The 13,269-nt window shown below is 56.0% G+C and carries 11 protein-coding genes and 1 pseudogene; 6 read left to right on the plus strand and 6 right to left on the minus strand.

Going from position 1 to position 13,269, the window contains the following annotated elements:
- Positions 1-158: 158 nt before the first annotated feature.
- Positions 159-405: pseudogene (locus tag Q0903_RS18340) on the minus strand (hypothetical protein); the annotation flags it as partial.
- 99 nt (positions 406-504) lie between these two features.
- The gene (locus Q0903_RS18345) at positions 505-1,338 is read right to left on the minus strand and encodes a DUF6544 family protein (RefSeq protein WP_299417695.1); all 834 of its coding nucleotides are present in this window, start codon (positions 1,336-1,338) and stop codon (positions 505-507) included.
- Between the two features lie 552 nt (positions 1,339-1,890).
- On the opposite strand from Q0903_RS18345, the gene Q0903_RS18350 reads away from it, so the two are divergent.
- Positions 1,891-2,169 carry a CopG family ribbon-helix-helix protein gene (locus Q0903_RS18350; RefSeq protein ID WP_299031470.1) on the plus strand — a complete coding sequence of 93 codons (279 nt, stop codon included), beginning with the start codon at positions 1,891-1,893 and terminating at the stop codon, positions 2,167-2,169.
- A complete protein-coding gene (locus tag Q0903_RS18355; RefSeq protein ID WP_299031467.1) occupies positions 2,157-2,456 on the plus strand; it encodes a type II toxin-antitoxin system RelE/ParE family toxin in 300 nt (99 codons plus the stop codon). The genes Q0903_RS18350 and Q0903_RS18355 overlap by 13 nt, the downstream gene beginning before the upstream one ends.
- Positions 2,457-2,967: 511 nt before the next feature.
- Here the strand turns inward: Q0903_RS18355 and Q0903_RS18360 are convergent.
- Entirely contained in the window at positions 2,968-4,032 is a 1,065-nt protein-coding gene (locus Q0903_RS18360; RefSeq protein ID WP_299031464.1) for an AI-2E family transporter, read from the minus strand.
- Between the two features lie 543 nt (positions 4,033-4,575).
- Between Q0903_RS18360 and Q0903_RS18365 the strand changes: the two genes are divergently transcribed.
- The 3 genes from Q0903_RS18365 to Q0903_RS18375 all read left to right on the plus strand — a co-directional run bounded on the left by Q0903_RS18365 (position 4,576) and on the right by Q0903_RS18375 (position 7,983).
- A complete protein-coding gene (locus Q0903_RS18365; RefSeq protein ID WP_299417698.1) occupies positions 4,576-5,952 on the plus strand; it encodes an NAD-dependent succinate-semialdehyde dehydrogenase in 1,377 nt (458 codons plus the stop codon).
- 46 nt (positions 5,953-5,998) lie between these two features.
- Positions 5,999-6,478, plus strand: a complete 480-nt coding sequence (locus Q0903_RS18370; RefSeq protein ID WP_299417700.1) for a pyridoxamine 5'-phosphate oxidase family protein — start codon at positions 5,999-6,001, stop codon at positions 6,476-6,478.
- Positions 6,479-6,606: 128 nt separating this feature from the next.
- The gene (locus Q0903_RS18375; protein ID WP_299417702.1) at positions 6,607-7,983 is read left to right on the plus strand and encodes an MATE family efflux transporter; all 1,377 of its coding nucleotides are present in this window, start codon (positions 6,607-6,609) and stop codon (positions 7,981-7,983) included.
- A 17-nt stretch (positions 7,984-8,000) separates the two neighbouring features.
- On the opposite strand, the gene Q0903_RS18380 is transcribed toward Q0903_RS18375, so the two are convergent.
- The 3 genes from Q0903_RS18380 to Q0903_RS18390 all read right to left on the minus strand — a co-directional run bounded on the left by Q0903_RS18380 (position 8,001) and on the right by Q0903_RS18390 (position 11,374).
- Positions 8,001-8,798, minus strand: coding sequence for a hypothetical protein (locus Q0903_RS18380; RefSeq protein ID WP_299417704.1), 798 nt, complete (start codon positions 8,796-8,798; stop codon positions 8,001-8,003).
- Positions 8,795-10,099, minus strand: a complete 1,305-nt coding sequence (locus Q0903_RS18385; protein ID WP_299417706.1) for a hypothetical protein — start codon at positions 10,097-10,099, stop codon at positions 8,795-8,797. The genes Q0903_RS18380 and Q0903_RS18385 overlap by 4 nt, the downstream gene beginning before the upstream one ends.
- 102 nt (positions 10,100-10,201) lie before the next feature.
- Positions 10,202-11,374 (minus strand): replication initiation protein, encoded by a 1,173-nt coding sequence (locus Q0903_RS18390; RefSeq protein ID WP_299417708.1) that lies wholly within the window; start codon positions 11,372-11,374, stop codon positions 10,202-10,204.
- A 499-nt stretch (positions 11,375-11,873) separates the two neighbouring features.
- On the opposite strand from Q0903_RS18390, the gene Q0903_RS18395 reads away from it, so the two are divergent.
- The gene (locus Q0903_RS18395) at positions 11,874-13,268 is read left to right on the plus strand and encodes an AAA family ATPase (RefSeq protein WP_299417710.1); all 1,395 of its coding nucleotides are present in this window, start codon (positions 11,874-11,876) and stop codon (positions 13,266-13,268) included.
- Position 13,269 lies beyond the last annotated feature (1 nt).

Below are 13,269 nucleotides of genomic sequence, written 5' to 3' on the forward strand. Positions count from 1 at the left end.
TTTGTTATGCTCAAGATATCCGCCAAAGACCTAAGGGTGGCCGAGCCTGTCCCAGTGCGGCAATTGGCAAGAATGGGCTTTGGAATGAAGCGGTTTAAATCGCGTTGACCGGCACCTTGAGCATCGGCTTGCCATATTCCGTCTTGGGTACATCGCCCGCGCGCAGATCCGCCGTCAGGCATTAAAAGCGTGTCACCAGCGAACGCTGCATCACCTATCACATGCACCATGCAAGCAGGCGCATGTATGGCATAGGTAGTTATGCCACCAATCTGATAGGTCCCACCATCTTTGAATGGGGTCCATCACGACATAGCTAATGGTGTCGGTTTGAGGATCGAAGAACGATTTGACCTCCCGATGAATGTGCATGTTTGTCGGATACTGGGTCGCTGGTGTCTCCATTTTCAGGTCGCCACTGAAACTACTGCGGTCGTTTACGGGCGGCAGTGAAAGGGTCACATTGTCCAGTCGAGGAAGATCAATGTCGTTGAATGCCGGACGCTAGTTCTTTGACTCAGGGAAAGTAATCTCTGTGACATCAGCAATGAAGAACGGAAAGTAGGCATCCGTTCCAAAGTGGTTGCCAGCCTCTATGTGAGTGGGCAGGCGATACCCTTGAAAGTCCTGAAAGCGGGACAAATAGCCACCAAAAGGTTGCAAGCGGTACACCTTGTCGGGGTTCGCATTGCTCCACCGCTGAAAGACAACTTTTGTTGGCTGACCATCTGACGCAACCGAAACGTCGACGCTTTGTACCATGCCGTTGTGCCGAACAGTAACACGGGCTGTATCGTGATCCACCTGCTCCCAAGAAACGTCTCGCGAGGGCAAGACCGCCGCAGGTGTCCAGAAAACCGCCTCAGCCACCATGCGTCCAAATGCAGAACGGGCATGATCTGCATCGCCTCCTGCATGTGCAACAGGCAGTAATCCACCCATCCAGAACCGTGTCCACTTAAGACCGTCCGATCCAGATAATCTCAGATGTCCCGACCGCGTGCGCATTCTCCAGATAAACCCTGTCGGTGCTGCCAGAACCTGAGAAGCCTGCATGGTCATATAGTTTGGGCTTTCCTTGTCACCAAGGCTGAACTGGCCCTTCATCTCTATCGCGGCGACAGGTAAAAGAGGTGTGCCTTCAGCAATTGAAAAGCGAAAGAAGCGGGCCGCTGGTTCAGGGAGGTCGGCAATCATCGCGTGTTGAAACACAGACGGGTTGGAAGGCTGCACCGCGTGCAGCCAGATTACTTCGGCCCGGTCGGCCATCTGATCAAAGATGCGCCACCCCACAAGCCCCAAAAGGATCCAAACGATTCCAACCACCATTAAGCGCATGATAAAACCTTTCAGGCAGCCAGAACGGATCAGAGTCAGAAGCGACGGATGCTAAACAGGGAAATTGCCCTCATCAAAGGGATCAAACTCAGGATTCTCCTTAGGGTTTTGCCCATCCGGAACCTCAACTGGCGCAGGTTCTTGCAAGGGATCACTTGGTTGAGGTGCCTCAACTGGAGGTGGGTTAGCGGCGGGATCAACCGGCGTCGGCTCTTCTTGTGGCGGTTGGTCTGACGGGTTTGGTGTATCTGCAACTGACATAGTCGTATCCCTTGGATGCTCTCGGATCACCCTAACTTGAACTGGACCTGCCCTGATTGATCCGCATCAATTGCAGTGGCAACAGGATGCCGTCGTGGTCATCAGCGGACGTCACTTGGGTTGTGTGAAGGTGGCAGTACCGAAGTGATCGTCTGCTGCGTCTCACCTGCTGACCTCGCCAATCTCACGCCCAGCACATGGCTGAACGCGGTGTGTAATACCGGCCCAAATAAGCTCTGGTAATGATCTTCTTCCATAGGTATTATAAAGTGATACCTATGGAGAAAAACCATGCCAATACCCGTTGCAGTCAAACTGGACGACGACGTCCACAGCCGCGTGAAAGTCCTTGCCGAAGCGCGGGACAGATCCCCGCATTGGATGATGCGCGAGGCGATTGCCCAATACGTCGAGCGCGAGGAAAAGCGCGAAGCGCTCCGTCAGGACGGTATTCGCGCCTGGAACACCTATCAGGAAACTGGGCTGCACGTGACACATGCCGAGGCAGATGCTTGGCTGGCGCAGCTTGCCGCTGGTGACGATCAGGAGCCGCCTGAGTGCCACGTCTAATCTGGTCGCCCGAGGCGCTGGCCGATGTGCAGCGCCTTTACCGGTTCCTCGTCGATAAGAATCCCGATGCGGCCAGACGTGCGGCAAGTGCGATCCGTGACGGGATGCAAATTATTGCAGACCACCCTGATGCTGGCCGTCCCGTCGATGATATGGACCCAGAGTTTCGGGAGTGGCCCATCAGCTTTGGCGCCAGCGGGTATGTCGCACTCTACCATTTGCAACAAGACGTGGCTTTGGTCGTGGCGGTGAGGCATCAGAAAGAGGTTGGCCATCAGCCTTTATAGGCCCTTGCCAAAACGGCACTTCTGTCAGTGGGGCATAATTGCTAATATCATGTCAGGATTTGTCTAATTATAAATACTTTCAATTAGTTAAAGTATATATGCTGACCAACGCAAAGGGTATTGCAGGCTGTAAGTCCGCGGACCAAAATCTTGGACGCTGGCGATGCTCTATGGAGTGAGCTGAAGAGCGAAAACCCTGCAATCAGTAAATGCATGCGAGCTTACTCGGATGTTGAATTGATGGGTTCAACTTATGACACGCATTTCCCAAATCGCAGGGATGGGTTACGTGAAACGCAGGTCATGGGCGGTTCCATTCTGTGATCTCACTATATGGCTAAAAGGTCCATTTCATTCATAGGAACGTAGTCTTGGATTTTGACTTGTCGGAGCATGCCCTACCCTATCGTCTCGATCTTCCCTCGTCAGACTACGCGCCTTTTTCCCTATTTGCCGCCGCCGCTTTCACCCATAGCTTTGAATTGGTATCGGCTTCTATGTGGGACACGAGTTAGCTTTCTCGTTCGGTCGCGGTTCGCGGACCAAGGAAATTGCCCAGAACACCCAACCCAGGCACATTGTTACAGATCACATTAAGCAGCAGCAGGAAAGGTACGGCCATCAGCGCGCCAGGCACACTCCACATCCAGCCCCAGATAATTACGGTCAAGAATACTGCAACTATGTTCATCTCCAGCCGCTTTCCAAGAACGCTTGGCGTCACGAATTGACCTTCGATGGATGTCAAAACCAGATAGATTCCCGCTGGGAGAAGTCCGGCTCCAAGCGTATCGAAGCTCAGAATACCAAAGGCTGCAACCATTACCGCACCCAGAACAGCTCCTACAAACGGCAAGAAGTTGAGCACGAACGCGAGTGTCCCCCAAAGGACAGGATTAGGTAGCCCGACAATAAACATGGCGACGGTAATGCTCAATCCGAGGCCCCCGTTAATGATAGTTATGGTCAAGAAGTAGCGCGAGATTTGCTTTTCAATATCGCGGGCGGTTTGAACGGCGCGGCGTTTATCAGAGAAGTTCGGGAAGGCTTCCAATAGTTTTACGTAAAACAGGTCGCCAGAGGCCAAGATAAACATGGCCAAGATCAACCCAACAAGCGTGAGACCTGCAAAGTTTGCGACACTGCCAGCCGCGAATGCCAAAAGGCCAGGCTGTTCTATGGCGACAACGGGTGTGCTATCAACGCCCGCCGCAAACTCTTGAACTTGCTCGCTGGTATTTTTAGCGTCTTCGACTGCCGCTATCAGGCCGCGCAACTTCTGGCGCAGCTCATCACCCATTGCAGGCGCATCCGATAAAATCTCGGTTATTGGCCCACTCAGAAGGTAAGAGCCGAATGCGAGGGCAAGGACCGCCCCAAAAATCAAAACCATAGCCGAAAGCGGCTCTGGGACTCCAAGGCGTGACAACCACCTGACAACCGGACTGAGTGTGAGTGCTACGATAAATCCGATAACGATAGGCAAGAACATGTCTCGCGCAAAATAAACTGCTGCAAAAGCCATGATAACCGAGATGAAAATCAACAGATTTTTGATCTTTTTAGCATCGTCCATATCGTATCGCTCCTAAAGTAGCAGTGTCGTTTGGAGGCATTTCCCAGATAGTAGAGACTGTCGCCATAAAAAGCCCTGACGGGCCGCCGCTACACAGCTAACCCGCGACACGGATATTAGTTGCATGGCTTTAAGCGTCTTAGGTAACGGGATCGAACGTCAATCAGGCGCGTTCAACGCAAAACCTGATTTTCTGTAAAGAATATAAAGGCCATTCTTCATACACTGCACGGTGCGGGCGACACCACCGGTCTTTGTCTCTGCGAAGCGACAGCACGAAACAGGCCATCCCGCTGTGACATTTGCGCCGTTTGACCCCAAACGGGCTGCTTACCGTACATCACCATCACCCGATCATGTCGTGAGGGGCAACCACATACGATGTCGAAAAATCAGCGCAAATAATGACGGCACTTCTCTCCCGATGCGCGGCAAAGTCGAACCCGACAACCGACCACCGGTGTGAAGGTGTCGCACCCTGCACGCGGGAACTTCGCCAGACATGCGGTGTTGAATGGGTAACAGAACTCTGGAAGGACGCCCATGACCGAGATCACAACAACCAACCCCGCTACCGACGAAAAAATCACCAGCTATGATGTGATGAGCCGCGACACCGCTTTCGCGAAAGTTGACGCAGCCCATGCCGCGTTCTTGAACTGGCGGGAGAAATCTCACGCAGAACGCGCGCCCGTCCTGCGCGATATTGCCGCCGCTCTGCGCGATGCTTCCGACGATCTCTCCACACTAATGACACGCGAAATGGGCAAGCTGTTCCGCGATGGTAAAACCGAGGTCGAGTTGTGCGCGCAGCTCTTTGAATATGCCGCCGATCACGGACCGGATGTACTGGCCGATGAGGAGCGCACGCACAGCGGTGGAAAGAAAAAAGGCATCGTCGCCCATTGCCCGATTGGCGTTATTTATAGCATCCAGCCGTGGAACTTTCCGCTGTATCAGCCCGTCCGCGTGCTGGCCGCGAACTTGATGGCAGGCAATTCCGTCATCCTCAAACACGCCGAGATCTGCACAGGCAGTGGCCTGAAGCTCAAGGAAATCTGTGATGCTGCGGGGCTGCCCGAAGGTCTGTTCGACGTGCTGATTATTGATCATGACACGTCCGACGAGGTGATCGAGCATAAAAACGTGCGTGGCGTCACCATGACGGGCAGTGATGGTGCTGGCCGTATTATCGGTCAGGAGGCCACCAAAAACCTCAAGAAAACCGTGCTGGAACTGGGATCAAACGACGCCTACCTAGTGCTGGAAGACGCCGATGTGGAGCTGGCCGTGAAAACCTGCGTGCAGGGGCGTATCTACAATAACGGCCAGACCTGCGTGTCAGCAAAACGCTTTGTGGTGACAGATGCGGTTTATGACGACTTCGTCACCGCCTTTGTCGAGCAAATGAAAAACATCAAAATGGGTGATCCGATGGATGAGGACACCCAGCTTGGCCCACTCTCCAGTAAAAACCAGTTCGAGACGATTTGTACTCAGGTCAAGGAAAGCATCGACCACGGAGCGAAGTTGCTTTGCGGAGGTGATCCCGACAATCGCACGGGGCAATATTACCCCGCGACTGTTTTGGGCAACTGCCAGCCGGGATCGCCCGCCTATGACGATGAATTGTTTGGCCCGGTCGCGTCCATCATCCGCGCCAAAGATGACGAGGATGCAATGCGCATCGCCAATGACAGCCGCTATGGTCTGGGCGGTGGCATCTTCTGCAAGGATGAAGAGCGCGCCGTCAAACTGGCCCGCAACCACTTTGACACGGGCATGATCCGCATCAACTCCTTCGGTGCAGCAGACCCGAATATGCCTTTCGGCGGGGTCAAGGATTCTGGCTTTGGCCGTGAGCACGGCGGCTTTGGCATGCGCGAATTCACCAACGCCAAGGCGATTTATCTACCCTGAAAGGGCCAAAGCCCCCCGTACCCAAATTAAACAAAGAGAGAATTCAATGTCTGATACCCACACCCGTTTCTGGGAAATCCTGAGTGATATGCAGGTCTGCATGGTAACAACCGAAGACGCAGGCCTGTTGCGTGGTCGCCCAATGGCGCCCTTTATCGATACCAATACCCGCACGATCCATTTCGTAACCGACAGCGAGAGCGCGAAAATCTATGAGATGAACAAAGACGCCGACATCGCTCTTGGGTTCGCCGACACGTCGAAAATGGTGTTCGCTTCCGTCTCTGGCAAAGGCATCATCAGCCGCGATCGCGATCTGATCCGCAAACTCTGGGGGCCATATTGCGATGTCTTTTTTGACGGCGGTGCCGAGAACGCCGATGTCGCTGTGATCCGCGTTGCACCAACGCAGGCGGAGTATTGGGACAACGACAAGGGCAAGGTCGCAATGGCCGCAGAAATGACGCGGGCCTATTTCACCGACGGCGGCCCCGACCTTGGCGAAAACGCAAAGCTCGATCTGTAGCACGCCCCGACACTACCTGCGCGGCCAGTTTCGCACATGCGGGACTGGTCGTTTGCATTGGGTTGCGGAACCAAGTGCCCGATACCGTGTTAACTTCTGGTCGCCCCCCTTCCCGTTAGGAATATAGTTTGCCCGATAACAAAACCCGTGACCTGACCGAAGGGCCAATCTGGAAAGCGCTGACCGCCATGTCCGCGCCGATGAGTTTCGGTATCTTTTCTGTAATCGCTGTGGGGTTGGCGGACGCCTATTTTCTGGGACAGGTCAGCGGCGCCGCGCTGGCGGCAGTAGGGTTCATCTATCCTGTGATTACCGCCCTCACCTCCCTGTCAATCGGTCTGAGCGCGGGGGCAAACGCCGCACTCTCGCAGCGGATCGGCGCGAAAAAGAGTGACGACGATATCCAGCGGCTTGGCCTGCATGCGATCGGTCTGGGCCTGTCACTCTCACTTATATTCGGCGCGGTGATCTGGCTGGTTTATCCCTATATGTTCGCTGCCATAGGCGCTGACGGCGATGTCGCCAAAGAGATCGCAGCCTATATGCCGCTGTGGGCGCTGTCGTTCCCGTTTCTTGTCACGATGATGATAACGAATTCGATTTTCCGTGCCCATGGTGACGGTGCAACCTCTGCAGCGATCATGATTGTCGCGGCACTGTTCGGTATCGCGCTCAATCCCGTGTTTATCTTTGGCTGGGGCCCCTTCCCCGAGATGTCGACAGCCGGTGCAGCCGTCTCGACCCTCGTGGGGCGGGTGATTGCCATGGCACTGGCGCTGTGGATTGCGTGGCGACGCGGGTTGTTGGGGGTGTGCGGCAACATGCTGGATAACGCAGTTGGCAGCGCCAAGCGTATTCTTAACGTAGGCCTCCCCGCCTCTCTTTCCAACGCGATCAATCCTGCGGGCATGGCGCTGGTGACAGCTGCGGTTGCAACGGTGGGCGATGATGCCGTGGCAGGCTTTGGCGCGGCGGGGCGGGTTCAATCTATTTTGTTAGTGCCACTTATGGCGGTTTCTGCTGGGATCGGTCCCGTTGTGGGCCAGAACTGGGGCGCGGAACGCCAAGACCGCGCGCAATCTGCAACAGCTTGGGCCTTCGGGTTCAGCCTCGCGTATGGCGCGCTTGTCGGCGTTGTCTTGCTTTTGCTTGCCGGGCCCATCGCGGGGCTGCTGGCCTCTGGGGAAAGTGACCAGAAGTTTGCCGCCGATTATCTGCGCATCGTGGGTCTGAGCATGTTCGGCTATGGCATCACCGTGATTGCCAATGCCGCGATGAATGCGCGCGACAAGGCGGTCTGGTCTATGTCTCTCAGCCTCGGGCGGATCTTTGCGATCTATCTGCCACTGGCGTGGATCGGCGTGAGCATCTTTGGATATATGGGCATCGTCTTTGCCGCCGCTTTCGCTAACATTGCTGGGGCTGCTGCCGCTCTCTTTGCCACACGCAAGACTGACCTCTTTTGCTTTGGCATTTCCAGCGCGAAAAAGGCAGTCACATCCTGATCTATTGTAGCGGCGTGCTATGACGGCTCGTCTTGGGTTAAGACGAGCCTGTAATCACGCAACTGCGCGGGCAAAAACACATAGATTTCTTCAGGCGGTGTTACCAAAGCGTGTTGCATCAACAGTGGGTCTATCCCCATTGCTTCAAGATACATCATCACCTCACCCTGTCCGCGCTGCACGTCCTCTACGGCCATAAATGCAGGTAAAACAGTGCTTTGTCCGAAATAGTGCTGATGCACGCCCACCTGCGCCTCGTCGCTCACAGCGCGATTGACGCCAGAGGCCAGCACATAAGGGCAAGCCGACAGGCAGATATCCCCTGCCCCTAAAAATGTATCCAGCGCGGCCTTGCGCAGATGCCGCCCGATGGCCAACGCATCGGCCACAGCCCCCCCCGGCGAGTTCAGCCGCACCGCCCCGAACGGCGCGGCCCCCGCTTCCTCCTCGGCGGCGAGATAATCTCTGAACCGCTTGGCATCCCCCTCCGTGATCCCGCCCGTCACCAAAAGGGTCTCCCCCTCGCGAACGAATGTCAGGCGGTCGGGCATGTCGCCTGTGCTGCGATATGGACGGTCGGGGTTGCCTTCACGCGCGGGGGCCAGCGGCATATCACGGGGGCGATAGCGGCGCGTCTGGTCACCGGGATTGACGGGGGTGTCAAAGGCCGGACTGTCAGAGCGGCCTCCGATGTAAGGCAACGCCCTGAGCAGATCGCCCCCCATCAATAACACAGCGATCAGCACCTGAAGCCCCAGCACCCAATAGATCACCCGGCGCACACTGAAGGACGGTGCGGAAAAGTCTCGCCTCATGTCGTGCTGTCGTCCTTGCGCGGTTCCGAACCATTAAGCGCCGCCACCACGGTAGGGTCGTATGCGGGCGCAGCTTGCACGCGCGACATGGCATCAATGTCACGCACTGCGCTCATCGCTGCGCGCAGCTCGGCGATGGTCATGGTGTCCTCGACCCCGACCCGCGACTTGCCCGAACGGATCGCCGCATGTGTGATCGCCAGAATGAAAACCAAAACCGCTGGCAACAAATCAATGGCAATGGCCCCTGCCCAACTGGGCGCAAAATTTGCAGCATAGCGGATCACCGCATCTGCGGTACTGATCGGCGTATAAACCGTGTCGGCGGGTGGGGGCATGTTTGCCACCACATCAGCCGCACGGCGCAGGGTATCGGCACGCTGTCCCAGCAGCTGAAGTACGGAACTGATGGTTGATTGCTGCCCTGCCCGCCCCTCGGCAGTGCGCCCGTCAAGTTCAGGCAGCACAACGGATGCACTCAAATCCTGCGCCGCACGGCTCACCAAAGGGGCGACAGACAGTTGGCGCAACTGCGTAATGACACCGGCAAGGCGTACGGCCTCCTCCGAAAACTGGACCGAGCGCACCTCGATCGGTCCCGGCTCTACTGTGAGGGATCGCATGCGGCTCAGGATAGCGTTCCCTTCGGAAAAAGCGCCGTCGACCAAAGGCTGTTGTGAAGCAATCTGAGACTCTAATCCGGCTAATTCGTCGGATTTCTGCCGCAAGATACGAAACACGGCCCCTCGCCCCGCAAGCCCCGACAAATCGCCCGTCGCCTCTTGCTCGGACAGATCCTCGAACGATTGGCGCACGCGCGCTACATCGCGGCCAAGGCCTTGCGCGCTGACCGTGATCTCGTTGGCGCGCTCCAGCGCGGTCTGGTAGTCCTGCACAGTATGGGCCAGATGCTGCTCTACCGCAGCGGCACCCGCCAACGCCGCCGCATTAAGCCATGAGGACATGGCGATGATCGCGGCAGACCCCAAGAGCATGGACAGGAACAACCCCAGCCGCGCGCCCACTGTGCGCACTGCCGGCAATAAACGCATCAGGTACGACCAGAACACAAAGATGCCCACAGACACCGCGATGGAATAGCTGATCGCGGCAAAAAAGCTCAGCGCGCCATTATCGTCCAGCAGGCTTGTCACCCCAAGATAGGTATAGATGCCAGATGCCACCGCGAGTACGCCAAGAGCGGCCGCAGAAAAACTGTCCAGCCAGCGCACATGCCCTTCAAGCTCCGCAGCATAGCGCACCCCTTGCGCCTCAGAATGGGTAAGCGGTTCTGTAGTCATATCGGATCCTTTCAGCGCGTTCCCTTCAAGATGGGTGGCGGCAGGCGATTATCAATTGGTGCATGCGAATGTCGGTGCTGTGATGCACCAAGGCAATGCTGGTTAGTCGTTGGCTTGGGCGAACAAATCAGGCTCTAACTCGCGCCAAAACGCGAAAATACCCTGACTGTTTAACGCCGACATCCACCCGTGCCGGTCAAAATCATCCATCAAAACAGGGTCGGACAGGCGACTGCGAAACAGCGAGCGATCTGCATCGCGGCGCGTTGGGGAACGCTGGGCCACGGCATCCTGCACAGCCTTGAGCTGTTTTGCCCGAACGCTTTCGGCGGCTTTGGGCTGTGGTGCGGCGAAATCCTCATCAATAGCGCGGCGCAGATAGCTCACCGGGCTTTTCACCTGGTTTCGCCGCGAAACGTAAGCGAGCTTCTCGCTCACATAGTCCTCGCCATGCTCGCTGAGCCATTGCCGCGCGAGGCGGTCACTCACCCCTAGCGCGCGCAGCTGTGTATAAACATCCCCTTTGCGCAGCGCCGCCCCGTCATCAATGTCCAGAATCGACAGCTGCGGATTGCGCTTGATCAACAAGCGAATGTCGCTGACCGCCCTGCCCTGTTTGCGGATCTCCGGCGTTATCATTATGTCGGAGACCTTGTTCACCTCAGCCACAGCGGGTTTGATAATCTTGGCGTTCAGATGTTTGTAACTCTCGTAATACTCCGACCCGTCCACCCCCATCAGGCGGCGAAACGTCTCGAGCGGCCACCACCCCGTTGATCCCGTCCCGATGAAGCGAAAACAATTTTCGTACAGCGCCAGCGCATGACCGCCTGTAAACTGACGCTGGATATTCAGATTGATGAGCGCGAACACCTTCGGATCGTGCAGCTTTTCCGCAAGTGCAGGAGAATACGCGTACTCGCACACGCCATCTTTAAGCTTGGCAAAAGACAGCAGCGCCGAAACGCCCCACTCCTGCCGTCCCTTCTCATCCAGCATATCCCATTCCGCCACTGTCTCTGCCAGACCACGCAGCGACGCTTTGAGCGATTCCGTATCGTTGGAATTATAGCCTGCCATCAAGCACAGGGTGCGCGCATCAATCCGGTGGGTACTGCGCGAGATCAGCGTGTCATACGCGTTGAGCAGCAGAACATTCGACAGCTTGCGCTGGAGAAGCGTCAGCTTGCCCGACACATGGATCGCCGCGACGTTTTTCTTGACGGACGGCCTGCGCAATGCGCCGCTCAACTGTGCGTTCTCGCTAGGCTTCATGATTCTGCTCTTTTCCGATGCTCGGCTTTTGGAAAGACTTGCATAAAAGGCACCTGCGGTAAAGACATCTGCGGGTTCCTTTGCAGGCTGCGTGGTGATCCGTTTCAAGGGCAACAAAGGGACCCGTTTTCGGGAGGCGGATTCTATCTTCTGTCGCTGTCTGATCTGAAATAGGGTCTAAGTCAGGCCAATCAGGCTCTAACCGGATTCGGGTCCTGCTAAACCCGCGAATCGGAGCCGTTGATCCCGTAAGCAGGTCCCCTAAATCCCGTTGGCGGGTGCTACTGCTCCCGTAGGCAGGTCCCCGAAACATCGCAATCGCATGATATTAAACGGATAAAATGTACCTTAAGTCCTTAAAGATACATAAACTAAGCAAACTCTGTGTTGCTTTTCTCTTTGTTTTTCAGGTTCTGGATGCTTTGGCGCAGTAAGCTATGGCGATATGGCGATGTTTCTGTGATATTACAGAAAACACAGAACATGCCGAGGCACCAGTATGGCAAGCAAAGACACTCCCCTTCCCCCCTATTACAACATTGATCCTGCTCGCGCAGCAGGTCGCTTGGCCGATCCTGTCACAACGACCAGATTTGCCAAGGCTGCAAACTTCGCAACAAAGGGGCGCGATGATCTGGCGCGGCGCGGTTATGCGCCGGACGGGCAGAAACATTTGCGAAAATTCTCAACATGGGAGATTTGCAAGTACCTCATTCCCTTGGCCCCCGCCCATTTTCGCAGAGTGCTAAAGCAGAATCCCGATTTGCCGCAAGGATCCGGTGAGGGAGGCTCTAAGTGGTTCACCCTTGAAGAAGTGCTACGCCTGCGCCAGCATTTTGCCGCTGAAGGGGCCGCGGACCGCGAGTACCTGCCTTACCGTCCCGAAGGCCTGCCCGCGAAAGTGGTCGCAGTGGCTAATTTCAAAGGTGGCGTGGGCAAGACTTCGACCTGTGCCCATCTGGCGATGAGCGCGGCCCTTGATGGCTATAAAGTGCTGGTGATTGATCTGGACAGTCAGGGGTCCATGACGTCGATCCTTGGCGGGTCGGTCACGGATGAATGGCAGACGGCATTTCCCCTGATTGCCAAACATTTCGCCGGACATCTGGCGGCGGAAAACAGCGTGCTTGCGGCGGGAGGTTTCGCCACGAAACCCTTGGACGAGACGTTGCAGGCCGCCACTGAAATAACCGCTGATGACGTGATACAGCACACTCACTGGCCCAATATCGACCTGATTGGCGCACAGCTGAACCTGTATTGGGCGGAGTTTCAGGTGCCGGTGTGGCGGATGCAGTTGCGGTCCTGGCCTTTGTGGGACGCGCTTGGCGGGTTTCTGGAGGATGAGGGATTACTGGATAAATACGATCTGGTGTTTCTTGATACGCCGCCCGCGCTTGGTTATCTGACTATTAATGCGTTGTCGGCGTCCGACATTTTGCTGGTGCCTCTAGGGGCGTCCTTTCTGGAGTTCGACTCAACGGGGCGGTTCTTTGATATGCTCTATTCGACCTTCGCCAGCATCGAGGATGGCGAGAACATGGCCCGCAAGGGTGCGGGTCTGGAGGAAGTGCGCTTTGAATGGGATGCCGTGCGGGCGATGATTACCCGTTTCGACCCCGCCCAGCAGACAGATTTGGCTAACGTAATCCAAGCCTATTTTGGCGATTTCATGACGACCTACCGGCAGGAATTTACTGCAATGGTGGGGCAGGCGGGCGAACAGGTGAACGGCATTTACGAGGCCGACTATCGGGAGTTTAACCGCGATACATACGTCCGTGGTCGCGAGACATTTGACCGGACCTGGGGTGAAGTGAAAGAGATCATTCTGGGGTGTTGGTGGCGCGATCTACAAATGGACGCAACGCACGATGGGGTAACAGAGGAGTAAG

The organism is uncultured Sulfitobacter sp., assembly GCF_947502895.1.
GTDB lineage: Bacteria > Pseudomonadota > Alphaproteobacteria > Rhodobacterales > Rhodobacteraceae > Sulfitobacter.